We start from the raw sequence: 19,883 nt of genomic DNA on the forward strand, positions 1-19,883 counted from the left end.
TATCATATTATAAACCGCCTGTTTTTGAAACAAATAAGAAAACATTACCGGTTAATCGTGACTCTTGTTCCGTTTGGCACAATTGAAGCAAGTTCGATCACGTCTTTGTTATGCATGCGAATGCAGCCTTTAGAAACAGCCTTACCAATCGAAGCGGGATTATTCGTCCCATGTATTCCGTAGTGCTGCTTTGAAAGGCTCAGCCAATAAGCGCCAAATGGGCCGCCGGGATTGCGCTGACGGTTAATAATGTAAAACTCGCCAGTAGGCGTTTGCGTTAGTATTTTACCAACGGCGATGGGATAGGTTTTCATTACCCGATTATTTAGGAACAGCGTAAGGGTCTTCGCTCCGATTGAGACTGCGATATGATACGGAATTGTATAAGGGTCCGGCAGTCCGGGGATGACTATGGACAGTCCTGCGGTGAGCCCTGCCTGCAGTGACGGATTAGCCTGGAGTAATGCAGCCGTGCTGATTCTGAAATCAGCCGCGATGCTGTTCAGTGTATCACCTTGCTTCACCTGGTACGTAAGCAGTTTCCTCATCCTCCTTTTTTACTTATAAGTATTGATGAGGAGCCCATCCTGCTACATTAATTTGTGCTTTTTAAGGTGAAGACAGTGATTTCAGGCTTGGCCAGAAACCGCAAAGGCAGCCTGGTCATCCCGAGGCCTCGGTTTACGTAAATATGAGTGCTGCCCGTTTGATACATTCCCTCTGTGTAGACTTTTCCATATGGAGGCGTAATAATCGGTCCGTAAAAAGGCAGCTGAATCTGGCCGCCGTGTGTATGGCCGGAAAGCTGAAGGTTCACGGGATAATCTGTTGTTTTCAAGGCCGCATCAGGTTCATGGACGAGAAGAATGGAAAAAAGTCTGTCGCTCAGCCTTGAAAGGGTGCCTTCATAATCTGGGTTTCCCAGCATTAAGTCATCAAGCGAAGCAATCTCGATTTTGCTGCCATCTGCGAGTGACAATGTTTGATAGCCATTGCGATATACCGTGAAACCTCCGGCCGTCATCAGGCTTTTGTAAACGGCAGTTCCATAGCCTCCGTGATCATGATTGCCGTAAATACAAAGCTTGCCGAAGGGAGCATTAAGCTTTCTCATTAATGGAATGACTGCCTGGTGGTGCTGGTACGTATCAGGATTATCGATAATATCACCTGTAAAAACAATGAGATCAGGTTTAGATTCATTAATTGTAAGAATGACGGTTTTTAAATCTTCGAGAGTAAAGTAATCACTCAAGTGTGCATCGCTGAACTGCACGATTTTAAAACCGTCAAATCCGTGCGGGATGAGAGAGCTTTTTATTGTGTGTTCGGTTGTCTCGATCATATGCGGCTCGAGATACCTGGCATAGCCATATCCCCCGCCGGCCGTTAAAGCCCCGGCAGCAAGAGCGCCGAACATTCCTTTTAGAAATTGTCTTCTGGACATCTTTTTCATTTCAAACCAACCTTTAATAGAGTTTTTCTATTATATCATCTGTATCTGATAAAAATCTCATATGAGCATGTGCTGACAGAGGCAGGGATATAATGATAGAATATTATTGAATGAATACTCATTCACAATTGGAGGGATAAACATGGAAAAAAAGGCGGTAATTATTACCGGCGGGTCAAGCGGCATGGGAAAAGCGATGGCAAAAAAACAGGCTGAATTAGGGTGGCACGTTATGGTGACAGGGAGGAACCATGAGGCACTTGAGGAAACAAAAAAAGAAATTCAGACCTTTGAGGGACAGGTCGCTTGTTTTCAAATGGATGTCCGTTCCGATTCCGCCGCTTCAGACATGATTAAAGAAGCGGTAAAAGCCTTTGGCCGGCTTGACGCGCTGATTAACAACGCGGCCGGAAACTTTATTTGTCCGGCAGAAAAGCTGACGCCCAATGGATGGAAAGCCGTTATTGAGATTGTTTTAAACGGCACATTTTTTTGCAGCCAAGCAGCGGCAAGGCATTGGATTGACCAGAAGCAGCAGGGTGTCATTTTAAATATGGCAGCCACGTACGCTTGGGGAGCGGGAGCGGGGGTCGTTCATTCCGCTGCAGCCAAAGCGGGGGTATTGTCATTGACAAGAACGCTGGCCGTTGAATGGGGGAGCAAATACGGCATTCGTACAAACGCGATAGCCCCCGGACCGATTGAACGAACAGGCGGTGCGGAGAAGCTATTTGAATCGGAAAAAGCGATGGCCCGCACGATGAACAGTGTGCCGCTCGGCCGATTGGGCACACCGGAGGAAATCGCCGCTTTGGCAGCGTTTTTGCTTTCTGATGAAGCATCCTATATAAACGGGGATTGTATCACAATGGACGGAGGGCAATGGCTGAATCCTTATCCGTTTTAAAGAATATTAATCTTTGGATTCAATGTGGTATAATCAGACAAAGATAGAGAAGCAGGTGATAACATGTTGGATCCACTTGATATTTTAACGAACATTGATGATGTCCTTCCATATTACCAGGCGATTTTCAGTGCCGAGGAGCAGAAGGTTGTCGGATATGAGGTGCTTGGACGAATTTTGGCAGATTCAGAAATCCAAAGTCTCGGGCCCTTCTTTTTAGATGCGGGGATACCCGAAGAATATAAATTAGAGGTTGATAACAGAATTATCCGCCAGGCTCTTGACCGCTTTTTAGAGGCGGATTCTGATCTGCTGATTTTTATGAATCAGGATGCCAATCTGCTGATGCTGGATCATGGTGAAAGCTTTCTGGAGCTTCTGAAAGAATATGAAGCGAAGGGAATCGAACTCCACCGTTTTGTTCTTGAAATTACAGAGCACAATTTTGAAGGGGATATTGAGCAGCTCTACCATATGCTTGCATACTATCGTACATACGGAATTAAAATCGCAGTTGACAACATCGGAAAAGAAAGCAGCAACTTGGACAGAATCGCGCTGCTCTCACCAGATCTGTTAAAAATCGATTTGCAGGCGCTGAAAGTGTCACAGCCGTCACCGTCATATGAGCATGTGCTGTACAGCATATCTTTATTAGCAAGAAAAATCGGTGCGGCGCTATTGTATGAAGACATTGAGGCGAACTTCCAGCTTCAGTACGCCTGGAGAAACGGAGGCCGCTATTTTCAGGGCTATTACTTGGTGTCTCCATCTGAAACGTTTCTAGAGAGAGATGTATTGAAACAAAGACTTAAAACTGAATTTCACCAATTTATCACACATGAGAAAAAGAAACTGGAGACCGTCTATGAGCACTCTGAACAGTTTTACAAACGAGTGCATCAGGCTGTGACCTCTTTGAGAAAAAACAATCTGTCTTCTGATGATGACTTTATTAAAAAGCTGGCGGAAGAGCTGACAGATTGCAGCTTCAGGATTTACATGTGTGATGAAGAAGGCGATCAGCTGACGGGAAATGTGTTTAAGCAAGATGGAGAATGGATTTATCAGCCGGAATATGCGGAAAAGAACTGGAGCTGGCGCCCTTATTTTCTGGAGAACATTATGAGAATGAGAAATCTCAGAAAAGGTTTTTTCAGTGATCTGTACAGTGATTTGGAAACAGGTGAAATGATCAGAACGTTTTCATATCCGATGGATGATCAGATGTATTTATTTATAGACTTGCCTTATTCTTATTTATATGAGCAGGACGGACTGATTTAACGGCTGAAAGGCCGTTTTTTTTATGAAATGAAAAAAATATCAAAAAACGATTGACATTGATACTGAGAATCATTATCATTTAATTATAGAGAGAAGCTACTCTCTGTTCCCCAACCCCTCTATCAGATCAAGATCCGAAAAAACTTGGCGCTACCCCCGCCAAGTTTTTTATTTGTCAAAGCATAGGACAATCCAATGAAACAATAAACCTAACTAGTGGTAAACGTTTAACACTGGGAGAAACATTCAGTGCCGAACACCCCTGACACTGCTGCACGGGTGAGGAGGAAAATTCGTTCTGAAATGTTTATTTCAGTTCCGTTGTTTACCTCTATCCAGCATGACTCCCATTGATTATGGCCACGCGGGACTTCACCATAAAATTCAAAAGAAGGTTTTGACAAAGTTGCAAAAAGGCATTCTTAATGCTGCCAAAGATTCGAAAAAAATTATAATTGTGTGCATGACATTCAAAAAAAGCCTCAAACTAAAGAAAAATAGTTTTTTTCACTTTTTTTCTTTGCTTAAATTCAGCAGTGAAAATGCCATCCTGTCCGACTTTATGGTATGATGCTCAATAGAACTTGTATTATAATAAATACTTGTTGATTTGAAGTTGCTTTTTGAAAGGAGTCTTTTTTTAGAATGTCACAATTAATGGGTATCATCACACGGCTGCAAAGTCTGCAAGAAACAGCGGAAGCGGCTAACGAGCCAATGCAGCGCTATTTCGAAGTGAATGGTGAGAAAATATGCAGTGTTAAATATTTCGAAAAAAATCAAACGTTTGAACTGACGGTTTTCCAAAAAGGTGAAAAACCTAACACGTATCCGTTTGATAATATCGACATGGTTTCCATCGAAATTTTTGAACTTCTTCAGTAAGATTCCTGAAATAGGGGGGAACAAGCTTCCGCCTTTGCAAAAGTAATCGAAATAAACGGTAAGGAACATACTTGTTTCATGGTTGTAAATCCTTGAAAAGGAGTGTCGTGATGGCTGATTCTTTTCTGTTTTATAATCTTTCAGAAGCACAGATGACCTTTCAAGATGTGATGGAACGGCTTAAAGCCTTTGTTCAAAAGGACCCCCGTTCTTCTTATGTGTTATCGATCGGAACCGATTCACAGGTTTACCGCGATTACACAAAGTTTATTACCGCATTGCATTTGCATCGTACAGGCAAGGGAGCTTGGGGCTGCTTGAAAAATCATACAGTCGACAGACCCATACATAGCCTTCGGGAGAAGATTTCGTTAGAAACGGCGTACAGCCAAGAAACGGCCGCTCATATTCTTGATGGACACTTAATGGATATTACCGATCTGCTCCTGCCCTTTACCGGTGAGGGGGCGGATCTTACCTTTGAAGTTCACTTGGATATTGGGAAAAAAGGGCTTACAAAAGATCTGATCCAAGAAATGACTGGACGTATTACCTCCATGGGGATTGAGGCCAAAATAAAGCCGGATTCATACACTGCCTTCAGCTATGCAAATCGTTTCACAAAATAATTTGGCTGAAAAAGCCAAGGTAAATGTCGAATTATGCGGTTGACGTTTGTTATCTGATTACTTATTCTAGCGGTAGAGCTGAAAGTAAGTTGTCTTGCTTTCAGAGGTATTCAGTATAAAACAGGGGGCCTGATTGCGAATGAGTCTTATCGGTGAACGATTTACAGAAGAAGAACAAAAACTTCTGCTGAATATCCTGATCAACCATGAGTATGCCATCGAGCTATTAAGCAGTGAGATCAACGATATAGAGACAGGGACCAAAAACGTTGACGGAACCACCTACAAAAAACTTGTAACGCTATACGACCGATTTCGATTTGAAAATTAATGGGACACCCTATAATTGATACTCCACAAAGAGTATCTTTTTTATTGAAAGGAAACTTTTCGACAAATACTGATAAAGTTTATATTATTGCAATATAGGGAATGTATTGATGATGAAAATGAAAAGGGGTCGAAAACATGATAAGCTTACAATCAGATCAACTTCTTGAGGCAACAGTCGGACAATTTATGATTGAGGCGGACAAAGTAGCGCACGTGCAAGTCGGAAATAACCTTGAGCACGCATTATTAGTATTGACAAAAACTGGATACACTGCCATCCCGGTTCTGGATCCTTCCTACCGTTTACATGGCTTAATCGGGACAAATATGATCATGAACAGTATTTTTGGACTTGAGCGAATTGAGTTTGAAAAGCTTGACCAAATCACTGTTGAGGAAGTCATGCTGACCGACATTCCGCGCCTTCATATCAATGATCCGATTATGAAGGGATTCGGCATGGTCATTAATAACGGATTTGTCTGTGTTGAAAATGACGAGCAGGTATTTGAAGGGATTTTTACGAGAAGAGTCGTTTTAAAGGAATTGAATAAGCATATACGCTCATTAAATAAGTAGGCTGTACGGCCTATTTTTATTATATAGCCAGAGCGAAAAAAAGAAAGCGTATACATAATTTAAACGAGAATAGGGCTTGAATAAGAAACTAAGATTTTATTAGAATGGGAGATAAGAAAAACTTATTGATAACAAAAAGGAGGACGACATGCAGCTTCAAGAGCTTCATATGCTCGTAGTTTTAGCTGAGGAATTAAATATGAGAAAGGCGGCAGAACGGCTTTTTGTATCTCAGCCGGCTTTATCTCAGCGCTTACAAACCATTGAAAAGGCGTGGGGAACAAAAATCTTTTTAAGATCTCAAAAAGGATTAACGGTAACGCCCGCCGGTGAGAAAATCATTCAGTTTGCGAATGATGTGACATTAGAGCAGGAAAGAATAAGAGAAAATATTGACGAGCTTGAAGGTGAAATTCACGGCACATTGAAGCTTGCCGTCGCCTCCATAATCGGTCAGCATTGGCTCCCTAAAGTCCTGAAGACGTATGTTGAAAAGTATCCGAATGCAAAGATCTCGCTCATAACCGGGTGGAGCAGCGAAATGCTGAAAAGCTTGTATGAGGATCAGGTTCATATCGGCATTATAAGAGGCAACCCTGAGTGGAAGGGGCGCAAAGATTACTTAATGACAGATCATCTGTATTTAGTGGATACTGAAATTTCCTGCATCGAAGATATTGCCCATACAGAACGGCCGTTTATCCAGTTTAAAAGTGACAGCACTTATTTTCAGGAAATTCAGCACTGGTGGCATCAAAAATTTAAAACGTCACCGAAACAGACGATATTGGTTGATCAGATTGAAACGTGCAAACAGATGGCGCTGCACGGAATCGGGTATGCCATTTTGCCGTCTGTTACCCTTCAAAATGAAGATAAAGTGAATAAAATGCCTCTTTTAGACATGAAAGGGCATCCGATCGGTCGGGATACATGGTTATTAGGCTATGAGCCTGCCTTTGAACTGAAACAAGTCCAAGCTTTTGTACAAGTGATAAAGGATATGCTGGATCAAGAAAATCCATTTTAAAGACAGCGAGGTGCTGTCTTTTTTTATTTATCTGTTGACAATGAAAATCATTATCATTTAAAGTGATACATATGATATTGAAAATCATTATCAATTAATGGGGTGATAACATGGCTAAAGCCTTGATTACATATGCCAGCATGTCAGGAAATACAGAAGACATTGCCTTCATAATAAAAGATATGCTTCAGGAATATGAGTTGGATATCGATTGTGTCGAGATAGATGATGTGGATGTGTCTTGTTTAACCTCCTATGATTATGTACTGATTGGCACCTATACATGGGGGGACGGCGATTTGCCCTACGAAGCGGAGGATTTTTTCGAAGAGGTCAAACAGCTTCAGCTTAATGGTTTAAAAACAGCCTGCTTCGGGTCTGGCGATTATTCTTATCCAAAGTTTTGCGAAGCGGTGAATTTGTTCAATGCCATGCTGCAAGAGGCGGGAGCTGCTGTTTACCAGGAAACACTAAAAATTGAATTAGCGCCTGAAACAGATGAAGATGTGGAAAGCTGCCGAGCGTTTGCGAGAGGTTTTCTTGCATGGGCAGATTATATGAACAAGGAAAAAAGCCATGTTTCATAAAGGGGCAACTGCTGTTACGGCATCGGCGTTTTCTGGATATTTTGTGGCGGTACAAGGAGAAGGCATTTTTCATTATTCTTTGGAGCAGGGCTGGAGAAAGCTTTTTCGTTTGAAAAGTAAGATACACTGTATCAGCTACATAGGGCCTTACTTATTTGGCGTTGGTGAAAAGGGAACAGTCATTCGTTCGGCTGATGAAGGGAAAACCTGGACGATGTCGAGCTTTCCGACAAATGCAACAGTGTGGGCGATTACCGGCAGAAACAACGGGTTTGTCTGCGCCCACGGTAAGCATTGTATTTATGTATCGGATGATTTTGGTGTCTCATGGCGCGTAGCCAAACCTTTTGCCGAATTTCATAATCCCCCTGTTATCCGGTCTTTATGCCTTCACGGGGGCAATCTTTTTATCGGCACGCAAATACACGAATATTTTGGCGGCATTTGGGCTTACGACATTAAGCGTGACACTGTCCAAGTTGTCAAAAAAGAAAAAAACCGGATGACGGCATCCATGCTCGTGTTCAATGAAAATTGGCTGGTGGCGGCGATGGGTTCTGTGAAAGGAAAGCACGGTGCTGTCACTGTAAGGAATCTTTTGAATGGTGAAGAATTCATCATACAATCCAGTATGATCAGAAATGAAGAATCATTTCTTGATCTTTCAGAGGATGATGGCATTATATATGTCACTACAACACAAGATGAAAACGGTTTTTCGAGAATTTACCAGGCTGATCTCGAAGCCCGGTCGTTAAAATGGTTCGATACCATTAAGGGACATGGATGGAGAGTGGCCAATCAGAAAGAGAATTTCTTTTGCGCAGGCTTGTATGAATGTAAATTTGTCCAGCCGTACGAAGTTTCAGCAATGATTCATTAGAGGAGGAACAAGGAATTGGCGAAGATTTTGCTCGTTTATGCAACAATGTCAGGCAACACTGAAGCAATGGCAGATTTGATTGAAAAGGGGCTACAGGAGGCGGAAGCAGAAGTAGACCGTTTCGAAGCAATGGATATTGATGATGCCCAGCTGTTTACCGATTATGACCATATCATAATGGGAACCTATACGTGGGGAGACGGAGATCTGCCTGATGAATTTTTAGATCTGGCTGAAGACATGGATGAGATTGATTTTTCCGGCAAAACATGCGCTGTATTCGGTTCCGGTGATACAGCATATGAATTTTTCTGCGGAGCGGTTGATACGCTAGAGGCAAAAATAAAAGAACGCGGTGGAGACATTGTGCTGCCTTCGGTAAAAATCGAAAATAATCCAGAAGGTGAAGAAGAGGAAGAATTAATAAACTTCGGGAGACAATTCGCAAAGAAAAGCGGGTGCGCTGTCTGATCACTCACTGGGAACTGCTAAAACGGCTGTTCCTTTTTTTCTTGTCTTTGTATCTTTCCTTTGATACAGTAATGAGGTAGAAAATCAGGAGGAGGACTATACATATGAAAATGATGGACGCAAATGAAATTATTTCATTTATTCAAAATAGTACAAAATCAACACCTGTAAAGGTTTACGTGAAAGGTGAGCTGGAAGGAATCAATTTCGGCGAATCTGCGAAAGCTTTTATCAACGGAAACACTGGTGTCGTTTTCGGTGAGTGGAGCGAAATCCAAACAGCAATCGAAGAAAACCAAAGCAAAATCGAAGACTATGTGGTTGAAAATGACCGCCGCAATTCTGCGATCCCAATGCTTGATCTAAAAAACATCAAAGCGCGTATCGAGCCGGGCGCGATCATCCGCGACCAAGTTGAAATCGGTGATAACGCAGTCATCATGATGGGTGCTTCTATTAATATCGGTTCAGTCATCGGCGAAGGCACAATGATTGATATGAACGTTGTGCTTGGCGGACGAGCTACTGTCGGAAAAAACTGCCATATCGGCGCGGGTTCTGTACTTGCGGGCGTTATTGAGCCGCCATCCGCTAAACCGGTTGTGATTGAAGACGACGTCGTAATCGGCGCAAATGCTGTTGTGCTTGAAGGTGTAACAGTAGGTAAAGGAGCTGTTGTTGCTGCGGGAGCGATCGTGGTAAACGACGTTGAGCCATACACTGTCGTTGCAGGCACACCAGCTAAAAAAATCAAAGACATTGATGAAAAAACAAAAGGCAAAACTGAAATCAAGCAGGAATTACGCCAGCTGTAAGGAAAAGTTTGATAAAAAAGGCGTGGATAATATATCCACGCCTTATTCGTATAGGCAGGAGGAATAGAAATGAAGAAAGAGGAGCTCATCGCAATTCGCAGAGATCTGCATCGTATACCGGAGCTTGGATTTCAGGAGTTCAAAACCCAGCAGTATTTATTAAATGTCTTGGAACAATATCCGCAAGACAGAATTGAAATTGAGAAATGGCGAACAGGGCTTTTTGTAAAAGTGAACGGGACGGCGCCGGAAAAAATGCTGGCGTACAGAGCGGATATCGATGCGCTTTCTATAGAAGAGCAAACTGGTCTTCCATTCGCATCAGAGCATCACGGCAACATGCACGCCTGCGGTCACGATTTGCATATGACGATTGCACTCGGCATTATTGATCATTTTGTTCACCACCCAGTCAAACATGATTTGCTTTTTCTATTTCAGCCGGCAGAGGAAGGGCCTGGCGGTGCGGAACCAATGCTTGAGAGCGATGTATTAAAAAAGTGGCAGCCTGATTTCATCACTGCGCTTCATATTGCTCCAGAGCTTCCGGTAGGCACCATTGCGACAAAAAGCGGCCTTCTATTTGCGAATACATCAGAGCTAGTCATCGATCTGGAAGGCAGAGGGGGACATGCGGCATATCCGCATTTGGCTGAGGATATGGTTGTAGCGGCAAGTACACTTGTCACTCAGCTGCAAACGATTATCTCTAGAAACACAGATCCGCTAGACAGTGCTGTTATTACAGTTGGTACCATTACCGGAGGCTCGGCACAAAATATCATTGCGGAAACGGCCCACCTGGAAGGCACAATCCGCACGCTTTCTGAAAAATCGATGAAACAGGTAAAGGAACGGATTGAAGATGTGGTGAAAGGAATCGAAATCGGATTCCGCTGCAAAGGAAAAGTGACATATCCGTCTGTCTATCACCAAGTTTACAATACGAGCGGATTAACAGAAGAATTTATGTCTTTTGTTGCTGAACATCAACTGGCGACAGTAATTGAAGCAAAAGAAGCAATGACTGGGGAGGATTTTGGCTATATGCTGAAAAAATATCCCGGCTTCATGTTCTGGCTCGGCGCTGATTCTGAACATGGGCTTCATCACGCTAAGCTGAATCCCGATGAAAATGCGATAGAAACAGCGGTTAATGTCATGACAGGTTATTTTTCTGTTTATGCCAATTAAGCACAAATGAAAGAATAAAATTCCATAAAATGAGCACTCTAGTAAACGGAGGTGTTCAAAAATGGCTAAAAAAATTGGAATTGAACAATCGTTATCAGATGTAGAAGCTGCTTTAAAAGAAAAAGGATATGACGTTGTAATGATGAAAAGCCCTGCTGATGCTCAAGGCTGTGACTGCTGTGTCGTAACAGGTCTTGATAATAATGTGCAAGGGATAGCCGATACGGTAACACAAGCACCTGTCATTACAGCTTCCGGGATGACGGCTGAAGAAATTTGCAGCGAAGTTGAAAGCAGAATTCAGTAATATAAAAACCGAAGCAAAAAGCTTCGGTTCTTTTATTTATTCTGTTTCTTTAGGGAAAGCGCGGTCGAACGCGTTCTTTATTTCTTTTCTCAACACTCGTTCGACTCGCCACTGTTCCATATTTTCTGTTTTGGCAATGACCCTGATCACAATTTCAGAAGTCCCCAGTTCTTGAATCCCGATGACATTTGGGCCTTCTTTTATTTGTGGAAGAGCCGCTGCCGTCTCATCACAAACCTGCTGTAAAATATGAATCATTTCATCAATGTTTCTTTCAGCCGGCACTTTAATATCAACAAGAGCCTGCATGGTACCACGAGAATGATTACTCACGTTTGTGATGTTTCTGTTGGGGATGTAATGCAATGTTCCGTCAAAGCTGCGGATTTGAGTTGTTCTTAAGCCAACCTGCTCGACAATTCCGTCAAAGGTGGAAACGGTAATATAGTCTCCGACATCCAATTGTTTCTCAAGCAAAATAAAAAAACCTGTCACGATGTCACTGACAAGCCCTTGGGCGCCAAATCCGACAGCCAGGCCGACGATTCCTGCCCCCGCTAAAAGAGCGCTTGGATCATAATGAAACAAATCTAGAACCATGACGAAGAATATAAAAATCAAAGTATAAGCAAATATGTTAAGAGTCAGGCTTCGGAGCGTATGTGCACGTCCTATAGACAAGCTATTCTGCTCCTCGAATTTTGCAAACAGATGTTTAATGATTTTCATGCCTAATGATCGAACGATAAAATAGAGCAATATCATAATGGCGAGTTTAATGAGCAGAACACCGGCATTTGTAATTAGTCCCGCCCAATCATATTGTTTAATAAAGTCCATGTTGAGCTCCTTTTCTAATTGATGGCTGCACATTGAGGCTAGTTACCCTGTACATGACCATGTTAAACGTTTTATTCAAAAATGTCGAAGCCAAAGACATGCATGATTTGTTAAAAATTGACTCAGGAAATCTACTTTTATATAATGGCATTGCAATATAACTAAAAATGGTTAATAACCCTTTATTTTCAAGCTATTTCGACTTTTAAGCCAAACAATAAATTGGAGGGATACATATGGCAGAACGTATGGTAGGTAAACAAGCTCCTCGTTTTGAAATGGAAGCAGTCCTTGCAAGCAAAGAATTCGGCAAAGTAAGTCTTGAGGAAAACATGAAAAACGACAAATGGACAGTGCTGTTCTTCTATCCAATGGACTTTACTTTTGTTTGTCCGACAGAAATTACAGCAATGTCCGACCGCTATGACGAGTTCGAAGATCTTGATGCAGAAGTCATCGGGGTTTCAACTGATACCATCCATACTCATTTAGCTTGGATCAATACAGACCGCAAAGAAAACGGTCTTGGCCAGCTGAAATACCCGCTTGCTGCTGATACAAACCATGAGGTATCCCGGGAATATGGTGTTTTAATCGAAGAAGAAGGTGTGGCTTTGCGCGGATTGTTTATTATTAATCCTGAAGGGGAGCTCCAATACCAAACTGTTTTCCATAACAACATTGGACGTGATGTTGATGAAACGCTTCGTGTTCTCCAGGCGCTGCAAACTGGCGGACTCTGTCCGGCTAACTGGAAGCCAGGCCAAAAAACACTTTAATTCTTTCCAAGAACGAAAAGCGGTCTAGCATATTCGTTAGGCCTTTCTGTTAAATAGGAGGGAAAAGCAATGAAATTACGTCAGCCCATGCCGGAATTGACGGGAGAAAAAGCTTGGTTAAATGGTGAAGTGACGAGAGAGCAATTGATTGGGGAAAAGCCGACGCTTATTCATTTCTGGTCCATCAGCTGCCACTTGTGCAAAGAAGCGATGCCGCAAGTGAATGAATTTCGTGATAAATATAAAGATCAGCTGAATGTTGTAGCTGTGCATATGCCTCGTTCCGAAGATGATCTTGACCTTGGTAAAATTAAAGAAACAGCTGCTGAACACGATATCACTCAGCCGATTTTTGTTGACAGTGACCATGCTTTAACCGATGCATTTGAAAATGAATATGTGCCTGCATATTATGTGTTTGACAAAATAGGACAGCTCCGTCACTTCCAAGCCGGCGGGAGCGGTATGAAAATGCTTGAAAAACGTGTGAACCGCGTTCTGGCTGAAACGGAATAGATATCTGGCTAAATAGTATTTCCTAAAAACCTGATCTCATCAGGTTTTTTATTTGTGCAAAAAGCAATGGAAGAAGAGTAAGAAGCTTATTTTTCCAAATTTGGGTATAGGAATTGATGATTTGTTTGATTGATACGCTAAAAAACACAGCTAATTTTTGATGTTTTTCCTCAATTTTAGATAAATCTCATATCTCATAACTCGAAAATTGTAGATATTACACTAAATTTCTTTAAAGAAGTAAGTAAAATATATATTTTCAACATTATACCAAATAAACTAGAAAGACCCTTGACCCCTTGAGAATAAAGGACTCTTTTGAAAAATAAAACTTTTTCAGAAAATAAGGAATTTTTCATAGAGTAAATATAATAGTAAAATGCTAAAATAATAGTTGATAAAATTACTTTTGTAATCTAATATCTTAATTAAAGATGTTAATTTTGATAGGGGGTACATTGAGGAATGTTTAATGAAAGAGAAGCTTTGCGCTTGCGGTTAGAACAATTAAATGAAGCTGAAGTGAAAGTCATTCGTGAATATCAAATTGAACGTGATAAAATATACGCAAAATTAAGAGAGCTGGACAGAAATGGAAGCCCTTCCGAAATCAAAAAGGATTTCCGTTCTGAAAAAAAACCTGACTCTCTGCCGGTTCTCGCTGAGCTTGCGGCTCAGGAAATCAGAAGCTATCAGCCGCAATCACAGCAGCAGTCTGTTCAGCCTCAGCTTCAATCTATTTCCTCTCTTCCTGCCGGTATACCAGACGGAACAACACGAAGAAGAAGAGGAACGGCAAGACCGGGATCAAAAGCAGCTAAGCTGCGTGAAGCTGCTATTAAAACATTAAAACGCCACAACGCGGCGATTAAGAGCTCGGAGCTTCAAAAAGAGATTGAAAAAGAAAGCGGTCTTGAAATCCCTAATATGACAACGTTTATGCAAAGCTTAATTAAAATGTACCCGGAAGTGAAAAAGCCATATCGCGGGCAGTACATTTTAGAGGGTGAAATCGAATCTGCAGAATCAGCAAATGAATAAATATAAAGAAAAACTGCTTGGCATCGCTCAAGCAGTTTTTTTATTGAGGTTTTTTCTGTGAAGGTTTGTTTTCTTTTTCAAGATTAAGCTTATACACCCACTTTTGATAAGGCTTTTCTTCAGCGGCTCTGTTTTTCAGCTCTTCGATTGTATGGCTCTTGGCCTGGTCTGATGATTGAGCGTGGGCAAGCTGTTTTTGAAGCACATGTATCTGTTTGGTGACATCTTCAAGGATGGTCTCTACATGATTTGGCTGCGCGTAAACCGCTGGAGCTTCTTCTTCCGTTTTTTCTTTTTGTTTCGTGCCGCCATCAATATCGGCAAAATGAGAAGCAATCCAGGCATCGCTTTCATCAAGCTGCCGTTTATACGATATAATAGTTTCGTGAAATAATTTTTCTTTCGTTTTTTCTATGTCTAGCAGTCTTTCTTTCGTTTCTATGATTCGATCTTTCATATGATCAACTTCTATTTTAATATGTTTTAGCTGATATTCTTTTTCTACCATTTGCTCTTTTAGACGCCCGTTTTCGGCTTTTATCAATTCGGCTTGCTGTTTTGCCTGAAGCAGTGCATTTTGTTCCTGCTCAATTGAGGCTTGAAGTTCGCTGATCCGTTTATGAAGATTTTTATTTTCTTCTTCGATTTTGACTTTAGCAATATGAAGTTTATGTTTTTCTTCGATTTCGGCTCTGCGTTTATAGGTTTCAGCAGATAGAAGCTCCTGCAAAACAACGATTTTATCAAGCAGTTCAGCTCTTATTTGGTGCAGGGTTTGGCTGGTGTGGGAGGCATGTTTTTCTTTTGTTGACATATGTGTTAATTCGGCAGACAGCTGCTGGAGCTTTTCTTTCATATCGTTATTTTCTTTGAGCAGTTTGTTATTTTTCTGATGAAAGTAGCTTGCTTCAAGTTCAGAAATCAGCTTATGGCACCTTGAAAGCTCGGATTTTAAATAAAGGTTCTCCTGAGACACGTCGTGGAAAAAAGGACCTGATCTTTTCATTCGAACCATCTCCCTCATGATGTTAACACTACAATATGCAAATACTGAACAGCTATTCCTCTTTAATAAACAGACAAGCAGTAGCGTTGAGCCTTTGCTTTTGCTATGCTTTTAACGAAACTAGAGGTGAGATGATATGAAGCATGTAAACGTACTGCTGGCAGGGGGAGCCTCGCGGCGATTTGGAGAACCGAAGGCGTTTGTCAAATGGAAGGGCAGGATGCTTTACGAATGCGCTAAAGAGGCACTTGGAGAACAAACGGTTATCATCAGCCGTCCCGAATTTATTGATAGATTTCAAGAAAACGGTGAAAATGAAGTGTATCAAGATGCTGAGCCATTTCAAGGCATGGGGCCATTGGCTGGTATATATACCGCTTTTAAAAAGACAGACGGTGATCTTTATACTGTTCTTTCCTGTGACACACCGCTGATACAAAGAAGGACGATGCTGGAGCTCAAACGTCTGATGACTGCCGGTGCGGACGCGGTAGTCCCAATTTCAGACGGACAAGTGCAGCCATTGATTGCGATTTACCACAAACGTATCATGCCAGTTCTATACGATCAGCTTTCTGAGAAGAGGTTGAGAACATCAGATTTATTAGGCAGAATTTCGGTTTGTTACGTACAGGCTGAAAATATCGGAGCAAACCCGGCAGAGTTTATCAACATTAATACACGTGATGATTTTAGCTGTTTGGAAGAAAAATCGAACTCCCTCAAGCGGGACTGACGGGGCAATAACATGATAAGATGACATAAAAGATAAGGAGAACAGGTTTGATGGAGGAACGTTATTCACGGCAAATCAGATTTAAGCAAATTGGGGAAGAGGGCCAGAAAAGACTGGCAGACAGCCATGTGCTGATTGTCGGAGCGGGAGCGCTCGGCACTGCAGGAGCTGAAGGGCTTTCGAGAGCGGGAGTCGGTACGATTACCATTATTGACCGTGACTATGTGGAGTGGAGCAATCTTCAAAGGCAGCAGCTTTATACAGAAAGCGATGCCAAACTCCGCATGCCGAAAGCCATGGCTGCCAAAGAGCATCTATCAGCGATTAACAGCGAGATACATATTGAGGCGTATGTTACCGAAGGAACAGCCGAAACGCTTGAGCCGCTGATTGAAAAAGCAGATGTCGTGATTGACGCGACAGATAATTTTGAAACCCGCATGCTGATAAACGATCTTGCCCAGAAAACAAAGACACCTTGGGTCTATGGCGCCTGTGTAAGCAGCCAGGGAATGTTCATGACTGTCATTCCCGGAGAAACCCCTTGTCTGTCTTGTTTGTTTGAGCAAATTCCTGTTGGCGGGGCGACGTGTGATACTGCCGGTATTATTCCGCCTGCTGTGCATATCGTTTCAGCATATCAGCAGGCTGAGGCATTTAAGCTGTTAACCGGCCAAATAGAAGCAATACAGCGGGGTTTTGTGACATTTGATGTCTGGAACAATTCGCATATGAAGATTAACGTTAATCATGTACGCCATGAGGAATGCCCATCTTGCGGAGCAAATGCGGTATATCCTTATCTTCAGGATTGGAACACACCAAAAGCTGCTGTACTATGCGGCCGTGATACAGTGCAGGTAAGGTCAGAATCATTAAAAAGAATCCCGAAACAGGAGCTCATTAAGCGGCTGAAAACAATCGGCAAGGTCGAGGCTAATGCGTTTTTGCTGCATATTTTTTACGAGGATTTCAGAATTGTCATTTTCAATGACGGACGGGCACTGGTGCATGGAACAAATGATGTGAAAGAAGCCAACTCCGTGTTGGCAAGAGTGATTGGACTGTAACAACAGGAGGGGTCAGAATGCTGGAGAAAAGAACACCGATACCGGTAGACGAGGCAGTTCGGCGTGTCTGCCATTTTCAAAAACAAGGTGAAACAGAATGGGTGGCGCTTGAAGACAGCCTTCATCGGTTTTTAGCCGAAGATATAACTGCGGATCACCACGTCCCTGCGTTTGACCGTTCGCCATACGATGGTTTTGCTGTCAGAGCGTGCGATACGGCAGAAGCTTCACGTGAAAACCCAGTTCGGTTTGAAGTTATTGACCATATTGGAGCGGGAGCAGTATCTGAAAAAGAACTTGGCCCGTTTCAGGCCGTGCGGATTATGACTGGCGCGCAAATCCCTGAAGGGGCAGATGCAGTCGTCATGATTGAACTGACTCAAGCCTTTGAGGAGAATGGGAAGTCATTTATGTCTTTAAAACGCCGCTTTCAGACGGGGGATAATATTTCAAAAACAGGTGAGGACGCTCAAAAAGGGAGTGTTTTACTGACAAAGGGCACCCGGGTGACACCAGGAGTGACGGCTCTTTTGGCAACATTCGGATACGCATCTGTGCCTGTCGTGAGAAAGCCTGTAGTCGGGATTATCGCAACCGGTACCGAATTGCTGAATGTCAGTGATCCGCTGGAACCGGGAAAAATCCGCAACAGCAATGCGAGTATGGTATATGCGCAAGCGATAGAAGCAGGCGCAACACCGCTTTATTTAGGGAAAATCTCTGATGAACTGGATAAAAGCTTTGCTGCAGTTAAAGAAGCGATGAAAAAAGTGGATTTCCTGATCACAACTGGCGGTGTGTCAGTCGGTGACTTTGACTTTTTGCCTGCGATCTATGAAAAACTCGGAGCGGACGTGCTGTTTAATAAAGTTGCCATGCGCCCGGGCAGCGTGACAACGGTGGCGCATGCAAACGATATGCTGCTGTTTGGCCTTTCAGGTAATCCGTCGGCATGCTATGTCGGTTTTGAACTGTTTGTCAAACCGATAATCCAGACATGGCTGCTCAATGAAACACCGCATTCAATTTGTGCGGAAGCTGTTTTGACCAAGGATTTTCCGAAGCCGAACCCATTTACCCGATTTGTTCGTGCGCTCGTGCACCATCAGGAAGGGAAGCTGTTGGCGACACCCGTTGGCTTAGATAAGTCGAGCTCTGTCACATCACTTGCAGATGCCAATGCATTTATTATCCTGCCGGGCGGCACGCGAGGCTACGAATCTGGCAGAACGGTTCAAGTGCTGCTCATCAGAGAAGAGAATGGAAGTGAATGGCCTTGGTCCGTCCTTTCCCGATCGTCCAAGTTGTAGGATTTCAAAACAGCGGGAAAACAACGTTTATTGAGCGCATTCTTGAAAAAGCCTCTGAACAGGGAGTCCATTTGGGCTGCCTGAAGCACCATGGTCACGGCGGTGAACCGCAAACGCTCACGGAAGGAAAAGACACGGACCGTTACAAGGCGGCAGGTGCTGATGTAACAGCGGTAGAAGGTGCTGGTGTGTTACAGCTGACTGCCCGCCGCAATTGGGATTTGGCACGGCTGGTCGAGTTATACCAATTTCTCGAAACAGACTGTCTTCTGATTGAAGGCTTTAAAAAAGCCCCTTATCCTAAAGTGGTTATCCTAAGTGAAAAGGAAGATCTGGAAGCGCTGCAAGCAGTAAATATAATCGCCATCATCTATAGAAAAAAAGAGCATATGACAGAGCATCAGGGATTACCCGTTTTTCATGCGGATGATCCGGTTGCCGTGGATTTTGTGCTTTCACAGCTGAAGGGGGAATCTGCATAATGGAACGGTTTGAGATTACGAAAACACCCATTAATACTGAAGACATCATTAAAAAAGTGGAGAAACGGGAAGCAGGAGCCATTACGACATTTATTGGTACGGTTCGGGAATGGACAAACGGAAAAAGAACGGTTCGGCTTGAATATGAGGCATATGAACCGATGGCCGTGCAAATGCTTGCTCAAATCGGCGCTGAAATCGAAGAAAAATGGGAAGGTGCCTCAGCTGCGATCACGCACCGTATAGGTGTGCTCGATATCGGTGAAGCAGCGGTAGTGATTGCTGTATCTTCTCCCCATCGAAAAGCCGCATATGAAGCCAATGAGTATGCGATTGAACGCATTAAACAGATTGTGCCGATTTGGAAAAAAGAAATTTGGGAAGACGGTGAGCAATGGATCGGTGACCAGCTAGAAACAACAGCTTATCCGAACGGAAAACCAGACCTAAGCGAGGGAGAGCAGCATGATTAAAATTCTTTTATTTGCAGGACTGGCTGAACAGGCCGGTACACAAGCAATAGAAATAGATATGGAACAAGCAACCACAGATGAAATAAAAGCGAGTCTAAAAGAACAATACGGTCTTGAATCTATTGATACGGCTATGATTGCCGTTAACGAAAGCTATGTGAAAGAAAATACCTCTGTATCTTCAGGTGACACGGTAGCCATCATACCGCCGGTCAGCGGGGGATGAAAACCGGACGGCATTTCAGCCGTCCGGTTTTCTGTATTTCA

General features: G+C 42.8%; 26 protein-coding genes. 22 read left to right on the forward strand and 4 right to left on the reverse strand.

Annotation, left to right across the window (positions count from 1 at the left end; all coding sequences use genetic code 11):
* Positions 1–44 precede the first annotated feature (44 nt).
* Together bslm_RS07390 and bslm_RS07395 are read right to left on the reverse strand one after the other, a co-directional pair.
* On the reverse strand, positions 45–539 hold the full coding sequence (locus bslm_RS07390) for a L,D-transpeptidase family protein (protein WP_072557193.1): 495 nt from the start codon (positions 537–539) through the stop codon (positions 45–47).
* 56 nt (positions 540–595) lie between these two features.
* The gene (locus tag bslm_RS07395; protein WP_017697271.1) at positions 596–1,456 is read right to left on the reverse strand and encodes a metallophosphoesterase; all 861 of its coding nucleotides are present in this window, start codon (positions 1,454–1,456) and stop codon (positions 596–598) included.
* A gap of 142 nt (positions 1,457–1,598) precedes the next feature.
* Here bslm_RS07395 and fadH point away from each other — a divergent pair, with 142 nt between their 5' ends.
* The 13 genes from fadH (at position 1,599) to bslm_RS07460 (ending at position 11,363) form a co-directional block, all read left to right on the forward strand.
* Positions 1,599–2,363 (forward strand): 2,4-dienoyl-CoA reductase, encoded by a 765-nt coding sequence (fadH, locus tag bslm_RS07400; protein WP_003232398.1) that lies wholly within the window; start codon positions 1,599–1,601, stop codon positions 2,361–2,363.
* Positions 2,364–2,426: 63 nt separating this feature from the next.
* Positions 2,427–3,650: an EAL domain-containing protein gene (locus tag bslm_RS07405; protein WP_003232391.1), complete on the forward strand. Its 1,224-nt coding sequence runs from the start codon at positions 2,427–2,429 to the stop codon at positions 3,648–3,650.
* Between the two features lie 645 nt (positions 3,651–4,295).
* Positions 4,296–4,535 (forward strand): YkuJ family protein, encoded by a 240-nt coding sequence (locus tag bslm_RS07410; protein ID WP_003218671.1) that lies wholly within the window; start codon positions 4,296–4,298, stop codon positions 4,533–4,535.
* A gap of 110 nt (positions 4,536–4,645) precedes the next feature.
* The gene (locus bslm_RS07415) at positions 4,646–5,164 is read left to right on the forward strand and encodes a ribonuclease H-like YkuK family protein (RefSeq protein ID WP_003232389.1); all 519 of its coding nucleotides are present in this window, start codon (positions 4,646–4,648) and stop codon (positions 5,162–5,164) included.
* A gap of 133 nt (positions 5,165–5,297) precedes the next feature.
* On the forward strand, positions 5,298–5,495 hold the full coding sequence (abbA, locus tag bslm_RS07420) for an AbrB antirepressor AbbA (RefSeq protein WP_010886502.1): 198 nt from the start codon (positions 5,298–5,300) through the stop codon (positions 5,493–5,495).
* 137 nt (positions 5,496–5,632) lie between these two features.
* A complete protein-coding gene (cbpB, locus tag bslm_RS07425; RefSeq protein WP_003218674.1) occupies positions 5,633–6,076 on the forward strand; it encodes a cyclic-di-AMP-binding protein CbpB in 444 nt (147 codons plus the stop codon).
* Positions 6,077–6,224: 148 nt separating this feature from the next.
* Positions 6,225–7,106 (forward strand): transcriptional regulator CcpC, encoded by an 882-nt coding sequence (gene ccpC, locus bslm_RS07430; protein ID WP_003232387.1) that lies wholly within the window; start codon positions 6,225–6,227, stop codon positions 7,104–7,106.
* Positions 7,107–7,216: 110 nt separating this feature from the next.
* On the forward strand, positions 7,217–7,693 hold the full coding sequence (locus tag bslm_RS07435) for a flavodoxin (RefSeq protein WP_032721469.1): 477 nt from the start codon (positions 7,217–7,219) through the stop codon (positions 7,691–7,693).
* Positions 7,683–8,576, forward strand: a complete 894-nt coding sequence (locus bslm_RS07440) for a WD40/YVTN/BNR-like repeat-containing protein (RefSeq protein WP_032721471.1) — start codon at positions 7,683–7,685, stop codon at positions 8,574–8,576. The genes bslm_RS07435 and bslm_RS07440 overlap by 11 nt, the downstream gene beginning before the upstream one ends.
* Positions 8,577–8,591: 15 nt before the next feature.
* A complete protein-coding gene (locus tag bslm_RS07445) occupies positions 8,592–9,047 on the forward strand; it encodes a flavodoxin (protein WP_032721472.1) in 456 nt (151 codons plus the stop codon).
* Positions 9,048–9,151: 104 nt separating this feature from the next.
* The gene (dapD, locus tag bslm_RS07450; protein WP_003218680.1) at positions 9,152–9,862 is read left to right on the forward strand and encodes a 2,3,4,5-tetrahydropyridine-2,6-dicarboxylate N-acetyltransferase; all 711 of its coding nucleotides are present in this window, start codon (positions 9,152–9,154) and stop codon (positions 9,860–9,862) included.
* Between the two features lie 69 nt (positions 9,863–9,931).
* Positions 9,932–11,056: an N-acetyldiaminopimelate deacetylase gene (locus tag bslm_RS07455; RefSeq protein ID WP_046380993.1), complete on the forward strand. Its 1,125-nt coding sequence runs from the start codon at positions 9,932–9,934 to the stop codon at positions 11,054–11,056.
* A 61-nt stretch (positions 11,057–11,117) separates the two neighbouring features.
* A complete protein-coding gene (locus bslm_RS07460) occupies positions 11,118–11,363 on the forward strand; it encodes a YkuS family protein (RefSeq protein ID WP_003232382.1) in 246 nt (81 codons plus the stop codon).
* Positions 11,364–11,399: 36 nt separating this feature from the next.
* Here the strand turns inward: bslm_RS07460 and mscT are convergent, their stop codons facing one another.
* Positions 11,400–12,203, reverse strand: a complete 804-nt coding sequence (mscT, locus tag bslm_RS07465) for a small-conductance mechanosensitive channel protein MscT (protein ID WP_003244994.1) — start codon at positions 12,201–12,203, stop codon at positions 11,400–11,402.
* Positions 12,204–12,439: 236 nt separating this feature from the next.
* Here mscT and ahpA point away from each other — a divergent pair, with 236 nt between their 5' ends.
* The 3 genes from ahpA (at position 12,440) to rok (ending at position 14,539) form a co-directional block, all read left to right on the forward strand.
* Positions 12,440–12,982 (forward strand): biofilm-specific peroxidase AhpA, encoded by a 543-nt coding sequence (ahpA, locus tag bslm_RS07470; RefSeq protein ID WP_003245371.1) that lies wholly within the window; start codon positions 12,440–12,442, stop codon positions 12,980–12,982.
* A 69-nt stretch (positions 12,983–13,051) separates the two neighbouring features.
* Entirely contained in the window at positions 13,052–13,498 is a 447-nt protein-coding gene (gene ykuV, locus bslm_RS07475) for a thiol-disulfide oxidoreductase YkuV (protein ID WP_024571971.1), read from the forward strand.
* A 465-nt stretch (positions 13,499–13,963) separates the two neighbouring features.
* Entirely contained in the window at positions 13,964–14,539 is a 576-nt protein-coding gene (rok, locus tag bslm_RS07480) for a transcriptional regulator Rok (protein WP_003232378.1), read from the forward strand.
* A gap of 40 nt (positions 14,540–14,579) precedes the next feature.
* Here rok and cse15 read toward each other — a convergent pair whose 3' ends face one another.
* Positions 14,580–15,545, reverse strand: coding sequence for a spore protein Cse15 (gene cse15, locus bslm_RS07485; RefSeq protein WP_024571970.1), 966 nt, complete (start codon positions 15,543–15,545; stop codon positions 14,580–14,582).
* Between the two features lie 136 nt (positions 15,546–15,681).
* Between cse15 and bslm_RS07490 the strand changes: the two genes are divergently transcribed.
* From bslm_RS07490 to moaD, 6 genes are read left to right on the forward strand one after another with little or no spacing between them, the layout of a single operon-like run.
* Positions 15,682–16,281, forward strand: a complete 600-nt coding sequence (locus tag bslm_RS07490; protein ID WP_024571969.1) for a molybdenum cofactor guanylyltransferase — start codon at positions 15,682–15,684, stop codon at positions 16,279–16,281.
* Between the two features lie 50 nt (positions 16,282–16,331).
* Positions 16,332–17,351 carry a molybdopterin-synthase adenylyltransferase MoeB gene (locus bslm_RS07495; RefSeq protein ID WP_032721477.1) on the forward strand — a complete coding sequence of 340 codons (1,020 nt, stop codon included), beginning with the start codon at positions 16,332–16,334 and terminating at the stop codon, positions 17,349–17,351.
* 17 nt (positions 17,352–17,368) lie between these two features.
* The gene (locus tag bslm_RS07500; RefSeq protein WP_003232372.1) at positions 17,369–18,661 is read left to right on the forward strand and encodes a molybdopterin molybdotransferase MoeA; all 1,293 of its coding nucleotides are present in this window, start codon (positions 17,369–17,371) and stop codon (positions 18,659–18,661) included.
* Positions 18,622–19,143: a molybdopterin-guanine dinucleotide biosynthesis protein B gene (gene mobB, locus bslm_RS07505; RefSeq protein WP_029725925.1), complete on the forward strand. Its 522-nt coding sequence runs from the start codon at positions 18,622–18,624 to the stop codon at positions 19,141–19,143. The genes bslm_RS07500 and mobB overlap by 40 nt, the downstream gene beginning before the upstream one ends.
* A complete protein-coding gene (locus bslm_RS07510) occupies positions 19,143–19,616 on the forward strand; it encodes a molybdenum cofactor biosynthesis protein MoaE (protein WP_015715811.1) in 474 nt (157 codons plus the stop codon). The genes mobB and bslm_RS07510 overlap by 1 nt, the downstream gene beginning before the upstream one ends.
* Complete coding sequence (moaD, locus tag bslm_RS07515) at positions 19,609–19,842, forward strand: molybdopterin converting factor subunit 1 (protein WP_003232366.1); 234 nt, start codon at positions 19,609–19,611, stop codon at positions 19,840–19,842. The genes bslm_RS07510 and moaD overlap by 8 nt, the downstream gene beginning before the upstream one ends.
* Positions 19,843–19,883: the final 41 nt, after the last annotated feature.

Source organism: Bacillus sp. LM 4-2, assembly GCF_000978495.1.
GTDB classification, from domain to species: domain Bacteria; phylum Bacillota; class Bacilli; order Bacillales; family Bacillaceae; genus Bacillus; species Bacillus subtilis.